The sequence below is a fragment of the Bradyrhizobium sp. HKCCYLRH1034 genome (assembly GCF_051168375.1).
GTDB lineage: Bacteria > Pseudomonadota > Alphaproteobacteria > Rhizobiales > Xanthobacteraceae > Bradyrhizobium.
In genome coordinates this window covers 32,910-50,281 of the sequence record NZ_JBNPUW010000017.1, presented here as the reverse complement: position 1 = coordinate 50,281, position 17,372 = coordinate 32,910, and the positions used below count along the sequence as shown (strand labels likewise).

The window sequence follows — 17,372 nt, the reverse complement described above, 5'->3', positions numbered from 1 at the left end:
GGTGCAGCCGGAAACGCCCGGCCTTCCCTGCGCGATGGCTTCACGCTTATACGCAGTCTCCCTGGTGCGCCGGCTTGTTGGCCACCATGATCCGCGCGATGCGCTCAGCACCGCACGAACGTGACACCAGCTTCGGGGTGTCAGGACGCTGCGACTTCGCGTCCGCGCCAAGCCGTTCGTCCGCGTATCCGAAGACACGCTGCGGCTCCATCGCGGCCATCGCCTCCCCGCCTCGCGTGTCGTGACGATCGCGCGCAACGCCCCTCCGCAGTGAGGCGGGATGACGGGAGAAAATCATGTTTTCCGATAAATAGCAATATATTTATTTTTTTCCGAAGAAGATGCCGAACCATCGGATGAAGCCATGGCGCGCCTTCCGTTCAACCGACGATGGGCCGGAGACAATGTTCACAGATCCGGTCCGACCGGTAGCCGACATCGGTGGCTGGGTGGAGCGGCGTGGGAGAGTCGCCGTCTCCGCCGCCAAAAAGGGGACGAGGTGCGGGCGGCCCCGCACCTCGTCCGTCTCGCTTCGCCGAACCTACAGGAAGCCGACGGAAATCCATGGGACGGCCGCCACCACGAGTGTGCCGAGGAGCAAGGCCGCTATGTAAGCGACGATCGGGCCCATGCCTTCGTCGGGATGAATCCGACTGATCGCGCATGCCGCATAGTAGCCGACGCCAAATGGCGGCGCGAAAAGCCCGATTCCCATCGCCAGAACGACGACCATCGCATAATGGACCTCATGAACGCCGACCTGACGCGCAATGGGGAAAAGCAGCGGGCCAAAGAGCACGATGGCGGGAATGCCTTCGAGCACGCTCCCAAGGATGACGAACGCGATGATCGTGACGACCAGAAAGACCGGCACGCCGCCAGGCAAGGAAGTCATGAACTTCGCGAGCGATGCCGAGAAGCCCGATTGGGTCAGAGCCCAGGCCATTCCTGTCGCCGCGCCGATGATGAACAGGATCGCGCCGGAAAGGGCCGCGGTCTCGACCAACATCGGATAGAGCCGGCGCCAGTCAAACTGGCGATAGATGAGAAGACCAGCCAGTACGGAATAGACGATACCTATCGTCGAGACCTCGGTGGCGGTCGCGACACCTTCGACAACGGCGGCGCGGATCACAAACGGGAGGGCGATCGCGGGAATCGCGATCAGGAACGCACGACCGATCTCCCGGCGCGTCGCCCGTCGAACGTGGGATAAGTCCTCCCTCCGGTATCGCCACCACACGACCGCACACAGGCCGAACGCGAGTACGATCGCCGGTAGCAAACCGCCGGTGAAAAGAGACGCGATCGACACACCGGTCACCGATCCGATCGTGATCAGCACCAGGGACGGCGGGATCGTCTCGGTCTGAGCGCCGGTTGCCGCGAGAAGGGCGACGAGGTCACCCCGCTTTGCGCCGCGCTTGGCCATTTCGGGGAAAAGCACGGGCGCCACTGCCGCCATGTCGGCCGCCTTGGATCCCGAAATACCCGAGACCAGGTACATCGCACCGACCAGCACATATTGGAGACCACCCCGAACGTGGCCGAGCAGGCTCGCAAGGAATCCGACCATGGCGCGGGCCATGCCTGTCATTTCGATCAACAAGCCGAGGAACACGAACAGCGGTACCGCAAGCAGAATGAGATGGCTCATGCCTTCGTCCATGCGGCCGATGACGACCACGTCAGGCGTGCTGGTGGTGAGCGTTATGTAGCCGATGGTCGCCAACCCGAACGCGAAGGCAATCGGCACCGCCGCCAAAACCATGGCCCCGACGATCAATACGAAGAAGATCAGCAAGTTGAGATTGCCGAGCGGCTTCAAGACCGGCGCCAGCAGCGCGAGCATCGCAACCAGGGCTGCCACGGCGCCGACAGCCGCCGCAAGGTGCTTGAGATTCGTCGTGGCAGCCAACCTCAGGGTTGCGACGATCAGCATCAGGCCGATACCGACAGGAAGCGCGGCGGCGCGCCAAGTGTTGACTATTCCCAGAGCGGGAGTGGTGACGAACACTTCGTCGGCCGCGAACTCAAACGCCGGATGGATGACCAGCAGCAGGAATGCCAGAGACGCGGCGGTCGCGAAGACATCGAGGAACAGCCTGGCTTCCGGGCGGATCATGCCGATGACCGCGGTCATTCGCATATGTTCGGCTCGCTGGAAGGCGACGACCGATCCGAGCATAGCGAGCCACAGGAACAGAATGCCGGCCAGTTCGTCCGACCAGACGATCGGCGCGTGAAGCACGTAGCGGGAAACGATGCCGACAAGAAGGACGATAACCTCCGCAACGACCAAGAGCGCGGCGGGGATTGCCACGACGGGCTTGAGCGCCTTGTTCAGGCCTATGGCAGCTTTGCGCCAGCCCGATGCCGGGCCCCGAAGGGCCATGTCGCGCCCATCTACGCGTGCGTGTGCCATGGCCGTCATCCCAGCTTGCCGGCGGCGCGCTCGAGCTGCGCCCAGGCTTCTTCTCCGAACTTCGCCTTCCAGTCGGAATAGAAGCTCGTCTTCGCCAGCGCCTGGCGGAAGACGGATCGGTCGACTTCGAGGAATTGCATCCCCTTCGCGGCCAGATCGGCCCGCAGCGACTCGCTGAGCTTGGCGATGTCACGACGCTCGTCATCGGCCGAACGATCGAACTCGCGTGTGACGATGGCCTGCACGTCTGCCGGCAGCTTCTGGAACGCGCGCTTGTTACCGAGAATCCAGTAGTTGTCCCAGACATGGCCCGTCAGGCTGCAGGTCTTCTGGACCTCGTAAAGGCGCGCCGTCGCGATGATCGGCAGGGGATTTTCCTGACCGTCAACGACCTTGGTCTGCAGTGCCGAATAGACTTCGTTGAAGTTGATCGGCGCCGGACCTGCTCCAAGGGCAAGAAACAGGGACGTCAGATTTGGTGCGGCGGGGACCCTCAGCTTGAACCCCTTGAGGTCCTCGGGCGTCCGAATTTCACGGCCCGATGAGGTGATGTGGCGGAAGCCGTTGTCCCACGGCTTGGAGATCGTCATGATCGGCGTCTTGGCGATCTGCGCCCGGATGTAGGCGCCGAGCTCACCATCCATGGCTTTCCAGACCGCATCGTAGTTCTGAAACAGGAAGCCGAGATTCACGATGCCCGCGGCCGGTACGAGGGTGGCGAGGATCAGGGACGACAAGTTGAAGAACTCGACACTCCCGTTGCGGACCTGGGTCAGGAGATCGGTATCGGAGCCGAGCTGATTGGCCGGAAAGAGATTGACCTCGAGGCGACCGCCCGTCGCTTCCTTGATGCGGTCGGCAGCCTCTTTGGCTCGAACATTCACCGGATGCGTGGGGTCCTGCCCGGTCGCGAGCTTGTAGGTGAACTCCGCCGCCGCAGCGGGGCGGCTGAGAACTGCGCACAATGGAACGGCGGCGCCAGCCAGGAGCAAGTTGCGACGAGTGATTGCAGTCCGTTTGCGTTGGGTCATTGCTTCCTCCTTGTTGAGACGAATTGGTCTGTTCAACGGCCGCGGCATTTGTCTGCAGCTCCGACCGGTTCTCGGACGCCGGCCGTCAGGCAGTCGCCGTCATTCTGCGCAGCGAAGCCGCGCAGGCGGTGTTTCCTCGGTCAAATTTGACGTATGACGCGCGCTGCGCTTAGCGCAGCCACCCCTTGATCTGCCGGGCAACTTCGGCAGTCGAAATGCCGTAGCGATCATGCAGCGTGGGCAGCGCCCCCGCGGCAAGAAACGCGTCGGGCAGTGCGATCTGGCGGAACGTCGGATGAACGCCGGAGCGCATCAACAATGCTGCAACCGCCTCGCCAAGGCCGCCGATGATGGTATGGTTCTCTGCGACGACGACGAGACGGCCGGGCTTGCCGGCTTCGCGCAAGATGGCTTCCGCATCGAGCGGTTTGATCGTCGGCACATGCAGCACGGCCACATCCACGCCGTCGCCGGTGAGTTCCTTGGCGGATTCCAGCGCCCGCATGGTCATGATCCCGGAGGAGATGATCAGGACATCCCGCCCGTCGCGAATGAGGAACGCCTTGCCAAGCTCGAACTGATAGTTGTACTCGTCCAGAACAAGCGGCACCTGGCCACGCAAGAGCCGCATGTACACCGGCCCGTGATGGGCCGCGATGGCCGGAACGATCTGTTCGATCTCGTGAGCGTCGCAGGGATCGATCACGGTCATGTTCGGCATGGCGCGAAACAGCGCGAGGTCCTCCGCCGCCTGGTGGCTGGGGCCGTAGCCCGAGGTCAGACCGGGCAAGGCGCAGACGATCTTCACGTTGCGGTCTTCCTCCGCGATCGTCTGGTGGATGAAATCGTAGGCGCGACGCGAAGCGAACACCGCGTAGGTGGTCGCGAAGGGCATGAATCCTTCGGCCGCCATGCCCGAGGCTGCGCCGTAAAGTAGCTGCTCCGCCATCCCCATCTGATAGTACCGATCGGGGAACTCCCGCGCGAAAATGTGCAGGTCGGTGTACTTGCCGAGGTCGGCGGTGAGTCCCACGACCTCGGGACGGCTCCGCGCGAGTTCGACCAGCGCATGACCGAACGGGGCCGGCCTTGTCCTTTGGCCTTCTGCCGCGATCGACGCGATCATGGCAGAGGTGGTAAGCCGCGGTTTTTCCGGCGAAGATGAGCTGACCGACTTCATGACCTGTCTCCCGCATCGAGTTCTGCCAAGGCCAGTTTCCACTCGTGGGCCTCCACGCGAATGAAGTGGTTCTTCTCTCGCTGCTCCAGGAATGGAACTCCCTTTCCCATGAGAGTGTCAGCGACGATGACGCGCGGTTGCGGCTCGGGGTGCGAACCCGCCGCGTCAAAGGCGGCCACGACGGCCTCGATGTCGTTGCCGTCGACCCGGCGTACGAACCAGCCGAAGGCCTCGAGCTTGTCGACCAGCGGCTCGAATCCCATCATCTGCTTCGAGGGGCCGTCGGCCTGCTGGTTGTTGACGTCGATGATGGCGATCAGATTGTCGAGCTTGTGGTGTGCCGCCGACATCATCGCTTCCCACTTCGAGCCCTCGTCGAGCTCTCCATCAGAGAACAACGTGAAGACCCGGCTGTTCGAGCCCTTCCGCTTCAAGCCGAGGCCCATGCCCACGGCAATGCTCAATCCGAGCCCCAGCGACCCGCCGGACATTTCCATTCCGGGCGTGTAGGAGGCCATGCCGGACATCGGAAGACGGCTCTCGTCGAAGCCGTAGGTCTCGAGCTCGGCTTCAGGGATGATGCCGGCCTCGATGAGTGCGGCATAGAGCGCGATGGCGTAGTGGCCGTTGGACAGAAGGAAGCGGTCGCGGCCTTCCCAGGCGGGGTCCTCGGGCCGGTAGCGCATGGCGTGAAAATATGCGACCGCCAGCACGTCGGAGATGTCGAGTGCCTGCGCGATGTAGCCCTGGCCTTGAACTTCGCCCATGCGCAGGGCGTTGCGGCGAATGTTGCGCGCGCGCTGCGCAAGGGGCGGCGCGTTTGCAAGCGTATTGGCGGACATGCTTCTCTCCCTCGCTGCTCTTAGTGGATGAGCATTCCGCCGTTGACGTCGATCACGGCGCCGGTGACGTAGGCCGAAAGGTCTGAAGCGAGGAACGTGTAGATTCCCGCGACATCCTTCGCTTCCCCGAGCCTTCCAAGCGGAATGCCTTCCAAGATCTTTGCCCTCATCTCGTCCGTGAGCTTGCCGGACGTGATGTCGGTGCCGATCAGTCCTGGCGTGACACAATTGACGCGAATTCCATCGGCGCCGAATTCCCTCGCCATCGCCTTGGCAAGTCCAAGGACGCCCGCCTTCGCCGCCGAGTAGTGCGGCCCGCCGAAAATGCCGCCACCGCGCTGTGCCGATACGGACGACATGCACGCAATCGATCCGGCCTTGCGCTTCTGCATGTGCGGTATCACCGCCTGAGAGAGGAACAGTATGCCCTTGAGGTTGACGTCGTGGATCCGGTCCCAGTCGCCCGGCGTGATGCCGAGGAATTTCACGGGCTGGGTAATGCCCGCGTTGTTGATCAGGATGTCGATCTGACCGAACGCATCGACGACGGTTTCGACCGCTCTCAGGCAAGAGGCCTGGTCGGCGACGTTGCAGGCCACTCCGATGTGGCCCTCGCCAAGATCGTGCGCGGCCGCTTCTGCAGCGGGCCCGTCGATATCGAGGATGGCGACCCGAGCGCCTTCTTCGACAAACCGTCTGGCGGTCGCGAGGCCAATCCCGCGGGGCGAAGCCGCACCCGTGATGATGGCTGTTTTGCCGCGCAGCAGCATCCGATCCTCCCTCTGCTCGTGTTCCGGACGCCTCGGTGGGCAGCCGGCTCTCTTGAGCTCACCCCTAGGTCGGGGGCGTTTCCAGCACAAACGCGCTGTTGTCTTGGATATGTGAATCTGGTTCACTCATGGACATGCTGCTGTCGAGCATCCCGATCTCGGCCATTCGCGCCTTCGAAGCGGCTGCGCGCACCGGCTCATTCAGCGACGCGGCCGCCGAACTGCATTTGACACCAAGCGCCGTCAGCCACGCCATCCGTAAGCTCGAAAGCACGATGAGCACCACGTTGTTCGAGCGCAGCGCGCGTTCGGTTCGGCTGACGCCGGCGGGCGAGAACCTGATGCGTCACGCCGGAGCGGCTTTTGACAATCTGCGACGGGGCATAGAAGAGGTCGCCGGACGGGGGCCGCAGCTCCTGAGGGTGCATTGTGCGCCAAGCTTCGCGGCGCAATGGTTGGCCCCTCGCCTGACCAGGTTTCTCGCTGCCGAACCGAAACTGGAGGTTCGCCTCGCCGCCAACACCGAATACGCCCGCTTCACCAACGACGATTTCGATCTCGACATCGTCTACGGTCCGCCGCGTGGCGAGGGTCTCGAAGTGATCCCCCTCGGCGAGGAGACGGTCACGCCGCTGTGCGCTCCTGAGATCGCGAAGAGAATTCGCCAGCCAAAGGACCTGTTGAGCCAGGTGCTGATCCGCTCGGACGTCAAGCAGGTTCAGTGGCATCAATGGTTCAGCGCGAACGGACTCGAGGCTCCGGCGATCCACGGTATGCGTTTCGACCGCAGCTTCCTCGCAATCGCCATGGCATGTGGCGGCGTCGGCGTGACCTTGGAATCAACGCGCTTGGCCGAGCGCGAGATCAAATCACGGCGCCTCGTCGCGCCGCTGGCCGGTCGTTCCACCGACATCCGCTATGTCGGCCATCATCTCGTCTTCCCTCGCGCGGCCCGTCAACGGCGCGCGCTGCGAGCTTTCGTGGAATGGATCACGTCGGAGCTCGCGCCGATCGGCAGCAAGGCTTGATGACGAGCCGGCGCTCCATCGTTCCGACGCGGCTAAGGATCGCGAGGGTTCGCAACGGGCGCACAGGCAGCATCTGACGCTGCCCATGGCGCCCGTCAGGCCGGGCGCCGCGGCACGATCGCGATCGGATTGAAGGTATAGACCGCCTCATTGTGCTGATTGTAGGCCGTCCATCTGATCCGCACGATGCCTTGCGGCTTGCTCTGCGAGGGCACGAGATCGACGACCTCGCCCTCGAGATGAAGCGTGTCGCCCGGCCGCACCGGCTTCAGCCAGCGCAGATCGTCGACGCCGGCGCCGAACAGCGGATGCGGGCCAAACGGACGCGCTTCCGCCGCCAGCCGCATCGCGATCGCGGCGGTGTGCCATCCGGAGGCGGCCAACCCCTTCAGGATCGTCTTCTCCGCCGCCTCCTCGTCGAGATGGAAGGGCTGCGGATCGAACTCAGCGGCGAAGCGCTTGATGTCCTCACGCGATACCGTCGCCTCGCCGCTCTTGAACCTCATCCCGACCTGGAGGTCATCGAACCATTCGACCATCACATCCTCGAATCGCGCGGGCCGGCTGCGATGATGACCTCAGCCGAGGTTCAGCTCCTTGAAGAAGTCGTTGCCCTTGTCGTCGATGACGATGAAGGCCGGGAAGTCCACCACTTCGATGCGCCAGATGGCTTCCATGCCGAGCTCGGGATATTCGACGACCTCGACCTTCTTGATGCAGTGCTCGGCGAGGTTGGCCGCGGCGCCGCCGATCGAGCCGAGATAGAAGCCACCGTGCTTCTTGCAGGCATCGCGCACCGCCGGCGCGCGGTTGCCCTTGGCGACCATCACCATCGAGCCGCCGGCCGCCTGAAACTGGTCGACGAAGGAATCCATGCGGCCCGCGGTGGTCGGACCGAACGCGCCGGAGGCGTAGCCTTCGGGGGTCTTGGCGGGGCCGGCGTAGTAGACCGGATGGTTCTTGAAGTAGTCCGGCAGGGGCTCGCCGCGATCGAGGCGCTCGCGCAGCTTGGCATGCGCCGCGTCGCGCGCGACGATCATGGTGCCGGTCAGCGACAGCCTCGTCTTGATCGGATTCTTCGACAGAGTGGCGAGGATGTCCTTCATCGGCTGGTTCAAGTCGATCTTCACGACCTCGCCGCCAAGCGCCTGCTCGACCTCCGGCAGATACTGCGCCGGATGATGCTCGAGCTCCTCGAGATAGACGCCGTCCTTGGTGATCTTGCCGAGCACCTGGCGGTCGGCCGAGCACGACACGCCGAGACCGATCGGCAACGACGCGCCGTGGCGCGGCATGCGGATGACGCGGACGTCATGGCAAAAGTACTTGCCGCCGAACTGCGCGCCGACGCCGAGCGACTGCGTCATCTTGTGGATTTCCTGCTCCATCTCGAGATCGCGGAAGGCATTGCCATCCGGGGAGCCCTGGGTCGGCAGCGCGTCGAGATAACGCGCAGACGCCAGCTTCACCGTCTTCATGCACAGCTCGGCCGAGGTGCCGCCGATCACGATGGCGAGGTGATAAGGCGGGCACGCCGCGGTGCCCAGCGTCAGGATCTTTTCCTTGAGGAACGCCAGCAGCCGGTCCTTGGTGAGCACCGAGGGCGTCGCCTGGAACAGAAAACTCTTGTTGGCCGAGCCGCCGCCCTTGGCCATGAACATGAACTTGTAGGCGTCCTCGCCCTCGGCATAGATCTCGGTCTGCGCCGGCATGTTGTTGGCGGTGTTCTTCTCCTCGTACATCGACAGCGGAGCGACTTGTGAGTAGCGCAGGTTCCGGCGCAGATAGGCGTCGCGCGCGCCTTGCGACAGCGCCGCCTCGTCGTCGCCATCGGTGATGACGTTGCAGCCCTTCTTGCCCATGATGATCGCGGTGCCGGTATCCTGGCACATCGGCAGCACGCCGCCGGCGGAGATGTTGGCGTTCTTCAGGAAGTCGAGCGCGACGAACTTGTCGTTCGGGCTGGCCTCCGGATCCTCCAGGATGCTGCGCAGCTGCTTCAGATGGCCGGGGCGCAGAAAGTGGTTGATCTCGCCGAACGCGGCTTCCGACAAGGTCCGCAGCGCCTCCCGCGACACCACCAGCATGTCGCGGCCCAAGACCTTCTCGACCCGCACGCCGTCGGTGGTGATCTTCTTGTAGGGCGTGGTGTCCGGCCCGAGCGGAAACAGCGGCGTGTGCTTGTAGGGCGGGACGGGCTTGGACTGGTCGGGAAAGGCGGTGGGCGCGTTCATGGCGAGCTCGTGGGGTTCTAGAAATGGCCGCCCAAAGCGGTCTTGACAGGTCTGATACGCTACCCGTCGGAAGCCTTGCAAGACATGTCTCGGCACAGCGGCAGAGGGGTACGATCATGGCAAGTTTTGTCCTGATTCCAGGAGGTTGGCACGGCGGCTGGATGTACGCTGCGCTCTCGGCCAGGCTCCAGCAGGCCGGCCATGACGCCTATGCGGTGACCTTGAGTGGATTGGAGCAGACACCGGCCCGCGCCGCCCATGCCGTCAATCTCGACACCCATATCGCTGACGTCATTGATCTGCTGACGATCGAGGACCTGTCCGAGGTCATCCTGTGCGCGCACAGCTATGGCGGCATGGTCGCGACCGGCGTCGCCGACCGCGTGCCGGAAAGGCTCGCCGCACTGATCTATCTCGATGCCTTCGCACCCGAGAACGGCCAGTCATGGTGGGATCTCGCCGGTGATGCGTATCGCCGGTTCGTGATCGAACGTGCCGGGCATGACGGGCTGACGGCGCTGCCGCGCGAAGGCTCCGATCCGCGCCGCCGGCCGCATCCGCTCGGGACCTTCATCCAGGCCCTGAAGCTCCACAGTCCGGCGCCGGCGGCTCTGCAGCGCACCTTCGTCTACGCCAGCGGATGGAGCGCGACGCCGTTCACCGCGCAATATGAGCGGCTGCGCAACGATCCCGCGTGGCGCGTGCACGCATTTGCGTGCGGGCACGATGTCGTGCAGCACGCACCCGACGAGACGTTCGACCTGCTGATCGAGACGGCCCGCGAGGTCGCCGCAACATGACGCCGCGACCGGCGCAATGTCGTACGGCGAGATTGATTGCGATCCGTCGCCGAATTATGTAACCTTAGATTGTTGACCTATTCATTTTCCTCCTGGAGGCGTCATGAAACGAGGTCTCTTCGTTGCCATCACAATTGCTCTTGCCCTGATCACCTTTGCCCTGACCACCTTGGCCCCCGGCAGCGCCGGCGCGGTCGGTCCCGGTCGTGCGTGCGGCGGATTTGCCGGCATCCCTTGCAATGCCGGTCTTTATTGCGAATTCCCGGCCGGCCAGTGTGGCCGGTTCGACATGATGGGTGTCTGCCGCCGAAAGCCGACGTTCTGCAATCGCATCTACATGCCGGTGTGCGGCTGCAACTTCCAGACCTACGGCAACGACTGCGAGCGCCGCGCCGCGGGCGTATCGCTGTCGCATCCGGGCCGCTGCTGGTTCTGACGAAGCGATCGCGCCGCTGCCGCCGGCAGGTGACCGCGGCCCGTCAACACGCGGTCACGTCGGCCGACGATCTTGTGCGGCCGCGGCGCATCGCGCTTGCATGACCTCCGCGCGCAGGCTTCAATGGCGCGGGGGTATTTGGAATGCAGTCATCGCTTTGCTCATTTGGCCGCTTGGCCGGTTTTGTTTTTCTCGTTGCGTTGAGCAGCGCGCTGCTGCCGCAGGCCGCGCAAGCGGATCGCTGTGACGACCTCGCCAAGGAATTGAAGAACGGCATCGACGGCGTCCGGATCGGACAGACCGCGGCGGGCACCGTCTATCTCGCCCATCCCAAGGCGCGCGAGATCACGCTCGGCTGCTCATCGAAGAACGTCAGCAATCAATTGTTCGGAAAATCCGAGCGCAAGCCGACGCCGGCCTTCATCGAGCTGATGGCGAGCGCGGCGGCGATCGTGTTCACCTTGCCGAAGGACGACATGCAGCGCGGCGTCACACGCTGTTACCGCCGGCTCGGGATCTTCCGCGGCGACGACGTCGCCAGCCGCTACCGCCGGCTCGACATGCGCTGCGCCCGAACCAAGACCGAGTCCTCGATCACGATCAGCCGCAGCAAGGACCAATAGGCCGGGGGTGACGCAACAGCCTTGCGGTTTCTGCGCCGGCGGCAGCGACCCGTTCACTATTCGCCGCGCCACCGATAGTTGCAGACAATTCGAACGATCTGATTGACGAAGTTTTCGTGAGCGATGGCCACGCTTGTCGCAACACCAAGCGAGGAGCTGGACAATGTCCGTTTCGAGCGTTTCGTCGTCATCGCCGCCGCCCTCACCGCCGCCGATCTCGACCGAGACGACCAAGCCGCAGACCCAAGACACGCAGGCGCGGAACCAGACGCAGCAGAGCCAGGCCGTCAATCCCGCCAAGACCGGCGACGAGGCGGCCGCGGAGAAGCAGGCCTCGCGTCCGCCGCTGCCGCCCGGCCAGGGCACCCGCGTCGACATTCTCGCCTGACGATCCCACACCCTCAGGCCAACTTCGTATAGCGGCGGCGCCTCAGGCATCCGCCGCTATACGTGTGATGGCATCGCCGATACGACTCCACCCCTGTCCCATGATGTCGAACTGAAACTTGTTGCCCGGGAAGACGAAGCCGTCATGGACCATCCGCAGATGCGTGCCGCCCTCGGCCGGCGTCAACGTCCAGGTCACGACGCTGTCGAGCCGTAAGCCGTGGGCCGGATTGGAGTCCGAACCGCCCTTCCAGGAATAGCTCAGCAGATGCGGCGGCTCACAGGCGAGCACCTCGCAATGAACGACGCCATCCCAGTCGCCCACCGGCTCGGTGCGGAAGGTGAAGCGATGACCGGTGGCCGCGACGAAGTCGTTCGGCATCAACCATTTCGCGATCAGGTCGCTCGTGGTCAGCGTGCGCCAGATCTTGTCGGGCGAATGGGGCAGATGCTTCTCCACCACGATCGCATGCGCCTCACCCATCACTCGGTCTCCTTCAACAGTGCCTCGAGGCCGGCAATGCGCTCATGCCAGAATGCGCGGTAGTGACCGAGCCAGTCGACCAGCGGCGCCAGCCCTTTTGGCGCGACGCTGTAATAGTTGTGGCGGCCGTCGCGCCGTTCGCTGACCAGCCCGGCGTCGCGCAGCGCCTTGAGATGCTGTGAGATCGCCGGCTGGGATACCCGCGAGCCCTGCACCAGGCCGGTGGCCGCCACCTCCCCCTCGCGCGCGATGCGCTCGAACACGGCCCGCCGCGTCGGGTCGGCAAGCGTCTTCATGACGGATGTCAACTGGGCTTCGACGGTCATGCGGAATGTATAAGCAAACACTTATACATTGTCAACGGGTGGCGCCGCGGAGCCTCGCCTCACGCATCCAGCGCCTTGTAGTGGCGGAAGATGCCGTCCTCGTTGAAGGCGATGCGGCGCTCGCTGCCGAGATAGGCTGATATGTTGGGCCTGCTGGCGACGCGGTCATGCAGCGCGACGAGGCCCGGGATGTTGCGCTCGAACGCCATCATGCGCTTCGGGAACGCGTAGCGCAGGCCGGCGACGATCTGGAACAGCGACAGGTCCACATAAGTGAGCCGGCGCCCGGTGACGTAGGCGCCACCGCTTTTTGATAGGAGCTGCTCGAAATAGCCGAGGAATTTCGGCACCCGCTCGCTCCAGAACTCGGCGGTGCGCTTCCTGGCCGGCGCGCGCTGGTCCTCGTAGTACAGCGTCGGCCCCAGCGGATGATGCGTGTCATGGATCTCGACCACGAAGTCGGTCACGGTGAGCTGCAGCTGATGCACCCAGAGCTGGCCGGCTTCGGCCTTCGGCGCGAGCCCATGGCGGCTGCCGAGAAACAGCAGGATGTTGGCAGTCTGGCCGATGACGCGGCGGCCCGCTCTCAGGAACGGCGGCGCGAAGGGCGGCGTGTCGCTGACCGCCTCCATCATCGCCGTCATCGTACCGATGCCGTCCTCGCGCGCGACGTCGCGATAGGCGGCGCCCGCCTCCTCCAGCGCGAGACGCACATATTCGCCGCGGCCCTGGATCATGGGCCAGTAGTAGAGCTCGTAACGCATCGGCCATCCTCGCAGTGATGCGCCCACACGTTCGGCTCGGACGACGTAACGGACGCGGTGTTCGTTCGCCGCGAAGCAGTATAGCAGCCTGCCACCGCCGGTGCTCGTCAGATCGACCGGGAACAGCCGCCATCGGGCTCGCGCGGGGGGGGGGAATTGTTGACAAGCAAAAGCGCCGCGGATTGCTCCGCGGCGCCTGATGAGGATCTCAAGTCAGGCTCAGCTGACCTGCTGGATTCCCGACAGCTGCCAATCGGCGCCGGCGTGGCGCAGGAAGGTCCAGATCTCCGTGACCTCCTGCGGCTGGTCGGAGCCCTCGACCACGCGACCCGAGGCGCGCTCGATGGTCTTGTCGGCCAAGGTGAAGCGCATCGCGACCGTGGCATAGTCGGCGCCATTCTCGCGCCAGGCTTCGGCGAGGTCACCCTGCAGCAGCTTCACGGCGCTGACCTTGTTGACCACACCGCGGGCCTGGTTCTGCTCGAGATCGCGCTCGAAATACGAGGCCATCTCGGGCGTCGACAGCAGCCGCAGGCGGCCGACATCCTCGTTCGACCAGGCGGACTGGATCTCGCCGAGCAGCCGCTCGAACGCCTCGTAGTCGGCCGGCAGGATCTGCAGCGGCGGCGTGTTGCTGCCACCGCCGAAGCCGCCGAAACCACCAAGGCCGCTCAGGCCCGAGCGCAAGCTCGGCTGGCCGTCGGTGGGCGTCGGCGCCGGGCCGGCGGCATAGGCCGGCTGGCTGCGGCGCTGCCACCAGGCCATCCCCATGCGCACCAGGAACACCACCAGCAGGACCTGGAGGATCAGGCCGATGATCGAAGCGAAGCCGCCGAGCCCCGAGAACAACCCGCCGCCGAACAGCATGCCGAACAGGCCGGCGCCGAGGAAGCCGGCAGCGAGGCCGCCCAGGAGGCCACCGGCGCGACCGCCGAACAGCCCGCCGCGGGAGGGCGCAGCCGTGTTGAAGCCGCCGGGCTGGCCCGGCTGGGTGATGGTGCGGTTGAACTGCGACGCCGATCCCGGCGCGGTCGTGGTCGGAGGCGGCGCGGAGAAGGTGCGCGTGCCGCGGGAGCCCGAGCTGGAGCCGCCGCCGATCCGGGCGTCGGCCGCCGAGACGGCGAGCACCGTCGGCAGCGCCAGTGAAAGGGCCACGGCCATCGCCTTGAGGAGGCCGCTTTTGCGCTGCATGAAGCTCATCTGTGTTTCCCATAACTCCCCGGAATGGGGATGCCTGTAAGATGGGCACAACCCGCGAAAAGGGAAGGCGGCACGAGGCCGCGCGGCTGCGGCGCGGGGTCGCGGGATGAACGCGCCCGGCCGGCTTGCCAAGGAATTTGCCAAGGAACTCCGGTAACCTATTGCGGCGCCATGGTTTCCTTGACCGCCGCCACGAGCTGGCTGAGCGTGAAGGGCTTCGGCAGGAACGCGAACTGCTGGTTCTCCGGCAGGCTCTTCTCGAACGCATCCTCGGCATAGCCCGAGACGAAGATGATCTTGATCTCCGGATTGCGCTCGCGCATCGCTTTGAGCAGCGTCGGCCCGTCCATCTCCGGCATCACGACGTCGGACACCACGAGATCGAGCACGCCGTCGCACTCGTCCAGCGCCTCCATCGCCTCGACGCCGTTCGACGCCTCGATCACGCTGTAGCCGCGCGAGCGCAGGCCGCGCGCGTTCAGCGCCCGCAGGCCCTCCTCGTCCTCGACCAGCAGGATGGTGCCCTGCCCGGTCAGGTCCGCGCGCGGCTTCGACGCTTCCGCGACGGCCGGCTCCTTGACGGCGCCGTTGGCCGCGTGCGGCTCGGCCTGGACCTCCGGCACGACGATGTGGCGCGGCAGGAAGATCTGGAACGAAGTCCCCTTGCCGACCTCGCTGTCGACGTAGATGAAGCCGCCGGTCTGCTTGATGATGCCGTAGACGGTCGACAGTCCGAGACCGGTGCCCTTGCCGACCTCCTTGGTCGAGAAGAACGGCTCGAAGATCTTCTCGCGGATCTCGGCCGGAATGCCGGTTCCGGTGTCACTGATCTCGATGCGGACGTAGTCGGCCACCGGCATGCCCTTGTAGGCGGCCTGCGCGACCTCGTCGGCCGAGACGTTGGCGGTGCGCACCGACAGCTTGCCGCCATCGGGCATCGCATCGCGGGCGTTGACCGCGAGATTCACGACCACCTGCTCGAACTGCGAGACGTCGACCTTGACCGGCCAAAGGTCGCGGCCGTGAACCAGGTCGAGCTTGACCTTCTCGCCGATCAGCCGACGCAACAGCATCGTCAGGTCGGACAGTGCGTCGCCGAGATCAAGCACCTGGGGCCGCAGGGTCTGGCGGCGCGAGAACGCGAGCAGCTGCCGCACCAGCGTCGCCGCGCGGGTCGCGTTCTGCTTGATCTGCATGATGTCCTGGAACGACGGGTCGGTCGGCTTGTGCGCGTTCAGCAGGAAGTCGTTGGCCATCATGATGGCCGAGAGCACGTTGTTGAAGTCGTGGGCGATGCCGCCGGCGAGCTGGCCGACCATCTCCATCTTCTGCGACTGGTTGATCTGGTTTTCCAGCGCGCGGCGCTCGGTGGTCTCGAGCAGATAGACGATCGCGGCCTCGGTCTCGCGCTCGTCCTCGTCGACGGCGGTGACGAAGAACTGGCCGAAGCGCTCCTTCGCGCCCTCCAGCATCACCTCGACCGGCGGAATGTCCGCCTGCCCTTCCGAGGCCTGGTTGATCGCGGCGATCAGCAGGTGCCGGTCGCGCTGGCTGACGGTGCGGAAGATCGATTTCGCCGCGGCCACGTCGCCGCTGACGCTCTGCGCCAGCTTGGCGTAGCGCGCATTGGCCCTGACCACGGCGCCGCCGCGGTCGACGGTGGCGATTGCCATCGGCGTATGGTCGAAGAAGCGCATGAAGCGCACCTCGGCGGCGCGCTCCGGATCGGAGCGCTCGTCGCGGGCGCGGCTGATGACCAGGGTGCGCGAGGCGCCCGGCTTGCCGTCGGCGCCGAAGGCGAGCTTGTGGTAGAGCCGCGCCGGCATGGTCTTGCCGCCGCGCATCTTCAGGTCGATGTCGAACACCTCGGTGCGGACCTCGCCGGGCACCGCCACGATCGAGGTCAGCAGCGACGCGCCGTCGCCGGAGACGACGTCGGCGAGCTTCAGGCCGCCCGAGCCGATCTCGGCGAGATCGTAGTCGAGCCAGTTGGCGAGCGTGGCATTGACGTAGACGAGGCTGCCTTCCGGATTGACCGAGAAGAAGCCGCACGGCGCATGGTCGAGATATTCGATCGCGTGCTGCAGCTCCTGGAACACGTCCTCCTGGCGCTCGCGATCCCGCGTGATGTCGGCGATCGACCACACCGCGTAGCGGGCGTGGCGCTTGGTCTGGCCGAGCGGGCGAACGCGCATGCGAAGCCAGCGCCCCTGCGCGCCTTCGGCCGCGGTGATGCGTACCTCTTCTTGCTGCCGCTTGCCCTCGCGCGCCGCCTTGAGCAGGCGGAACACCGCTTCGGAGACATCGGGATTGCCGATGAAGACACGCTCGACGGGACGCGCCTCCTGCGCGGTCGCCGCTCCCGTCATGTTGAGATAGGCGGCGTTGGCGTAGACGACATGGCCGCGCGGATCGGTCACCGCGAGGCCATCGAAGGCGTGATCGGCGATCGCGCCCAACACCGGATCGTCGGTCGCCTTGTCGGCGAAGCGGACGATGCCGGCGGCGAACGCGAACAGATTGAACAGGCCGACGGTGGCGAGCAGCGACAGCAGGCCGAGAATATAGGGCTGCGCCTGGGCGCGGCCGATCGTCATCAGCGCGATCGCGACCGCGACGAGACCGAACGCCACCAGCAGGATCAGCAGAATGCTGCCGCTGCGGCGCGGCCGCTCCGGCAGGCCCACCTGATCCTGTAACCCATCGTTGTCGGAATCGGCGCTCATGGCTCGGGGACGCGACCTGTCGGCTGGGAGCCCCAGCCCGTTCGCGCGGCTCCCCCTTCCACCTGCCTGAATCGACGGGTCAAGCGCAAGCCCGTCAAGCCGATATTCCATGATTT

The 17,372-nt window shown here is 65.1% G+C and carries 17 protein-coding genes; 5 read left to right on the top strand and 12 right to left on the bottom strand.

Annotated elements, in window-relative coordinates; translation table 11 throughout:
* Positions 1-541: 541 nt before the first annotated feature.
* The 5 genes from ACQR0W_RS29910 to ACQR0W_RS29890 form a co-directional block, all read right to left on the bottom strand.
* Positions 542-2,425 carry a TRAP transporter large permease gene (locus ACQR0W_RS29910; protein WP_316187269.1) on the bottom strand — a complete coding sequence of 628 codons (1,884 nt, stop codon included), beginning with the start codon at positions 2,423-2,425 and terminating at the stop codon, positions 542-544.
* A gap of 5 nt (positions 2,426-2,430) precedes the next feature.
* Positions 2,431-3,456 carry a TRAP transporter substrate-binding protein gene (locus ACQR0W_RS29905; RefSeq protein WP_316187268.1) on the bottom strand — a complete coding sequence of 342 codons (1,026 nt, stop codon included), beginning with the start codon at positions 3,454-3,456 and terminating at the stop codon, positions 2,431-2,433.
* Between the two features lie 169 nt (positions 3,457-3,625).
* Complete coding sequence (locus ACQR0W_RS29900) at positions 3,626-4,636, bottom strand: transketolase family protein (RefSeq protein WP_316187267.1); 1,011 nt, start codon at positions 4,634-4,636, stop codon at positions 3,626-3,628.
* Positions 4,633-5,478 carry a transketolase gene (locus tag ACQR0W_RS29895; protein ID WP_316187266.1) on the bottom strand — a complete coding sequence of 282 codons (846 nt, stop codon included), beginning with the start codon at positions 5,476-5,478 and terminating at the stop codon, positions 4,633-4,635. The genes ACQR0W_RS29900 and ACQR0W_RS29895 overlap by 4 nt, the downstream gene beginning before the upstream one ends.
* A 20-nt stretch (positions 5,479-5,498) precedes the next feature.
* Positions 5,499-6,248, bottom strand: a complete 750-nt coding sequence (locus ACQR0W_RS29890; RefSeq protein ID WP_316187265.1) for an SDR family NAD(P)-dependent oxidoreductase — start codon at positions 6,246-6,248, stop codon at positions 5,499-5,501.
* A 137-nt stretch (positions 6,249-6,385) separates the two neighbouring features.
* On the opposite strand from ACQR0W_RS29890, the gene ACQR0W_RS29885 reads away from it, so the two are divergent.
* Positions 6,386-7,276 (top strand): LysR substrate-binding domain-containing protein, encoded by an 891-nt coding sequence (locus ACQR0W_RS29885; protein ID WP_316184750.1) that lies wholly within the window; start codon positions 6,386-6,388, stop codon positions 7,274-7,276.
* Positions 7,277-7,371: 95 nt separating this feature from the next.
* Here the strand turns inward: ACQR0W_RS29885 and ACQR0W_RS29880 are convergent, their stop codons facing one another.
* Positions 7,372-7,815 (bottom strand): MaoC family dehydratase, encoded by a 444-nt coding sequence (locus tag ACQR0W_RS29880; protein WP_316187264.1) that lies wholly within the window; start codon positions 7,813-7,815, stop codon positions 7,372-7,374.
* 39 nt (positions 7,816-7,854) lie between these two features.
* Complete coding sequence (locus tag ACQR0W_RS29875) at positions 7,855-9,510, bottom strand: fumarate hydratase (RefSeq protein ID WP_316187263.1); 1,656 nt, start codon at positions 9,508-9,510, stop codon at positions 7,855-7,857.
* A 116-nt stretch (positions 9,511-9,626) separates the two neighbouring features.
* On the opposite strand from ACQR0W_RS29875, the gene ACQR0W_RS29870 reads away from it, so the two are divergent.
* The 4 genes from ACQR0W_RS29870 to ACQR0W_RS29855 all read left to right on the top strand — a co-directional run bounded on the left by ACQR0W_RS29870 (position 9,627) and on the right by ACQR0W_RS29855 (position 11,757).
* Entirely contained in the window at positions 9,627-10,310 is a 684-nt protein-coding gene (locus ACQR0W_RS29870; RefSeq protein WP_315753127.1) for an alpha/beta fold hydrolase, read from the top strand.
* Positions 10,311-10,413: 103 nt separating this feature from the next.
* Positions 10,414-10,746 carry a hypothetical protein gene (locus ACQR0W_RS29865; protein ID WP_316187262.1) on the top strand — a complete coding sequence of 111 codons (333 nt, stop codon included), beginning with the start codon at positions 10,414-10,416 and terminating at the stop codon, positions 10,744-10,746.
* Between the two features lie 143 nt (positions 10,747-10,889).
* Entirely contained in the window at positions 10,890-11,369 is a 480-nt protein-coding gene (locus tag ACQR0W_RS29860) for a hypothetical protein (protein ID WP_315716034.1), read from the top strand.
* 163 nt (positions 11,370-11,532) lie between these two features.
* On the top strand, positions 11,533-11,757 hold the full coding sequence (locus ACQR0W_RS29855; protein WP_315716033.1) for a hypothetical protein: 225 nt from the start codon (positions 11,533-11,535) through the stop codon (positions 11,755-11,757).
* A gap of 42 nt (positions 11,758-11,799) precedes the next feature.
* Here the strand turns inward: ACQR0W_RS29855 and ACQR0W_RS29850 are convergent, their stop codons facing one another.
* The 5 genes from ACQR0W_RS29850 to cckA form a co-directional block, all read right to left on the bottom strand.
* Complete coding sequence (locus ACQR0W_RS29850) at positions 11,800-12,240, bottom strand: SRPBCC family protein (protein WP_316187261.1); 441 nt, start codon at positions 12,238-12,240, stop codon at positions 11,800-11,802.
* A complete protein-coding gene (locus ACQR0W_RS29845) occupies positions 12,240-12,566 on the bottom strand; it encodes an ArsR/SmtB family transcription factor (RefSeq protein ID WP_316167101.1) in 327 nt (108 codons plus the stop codon). The genes ACQR0W_RS29850 and ACQR0W_RS29845 overlap by 1 nt, the downstream gene beginning before the upstream one ends.
* A 59-nt stretch (positions 12,567-12,625) precedes the next feature.
* Entirely contained in the window at positions 12,626-13,330 is a 705-nt protein-coding gene (locus tag ACQR0W_RS29840; protein WP_316187260.1) for a glutathione S-transferase, read from the bottom strand.
* Between the two features lie 219 nt (positions 13,331-13,549).
* Positions 13,550-14,521: a Tim44 domain-containing protein gene (locus ACQR0W_RS29835; protein WP_316187259.1), complete on the bottom strand. Its 972-nt coding sequence runs from the start codon at positions 14,519-14,521 to the stop codon at positions 13,550-13,552.
* A gap of 167 nt (positions 14,522-14,688) precedes the next feature.
* On the bottom strand, positions 14,689-17,256 hold the full coding sequence (gene cckA / locus ACQR0W_RS29830) for a cell cycle histidine kinase CckA (protein ID WP_316187258.1): 2,568 nt from the start codon (positions 17,254-17,256) through the stop codon (positions 14,689-14,691).
* Positions 17,257-17,372 lie beyond the last annotated feature (116 nt).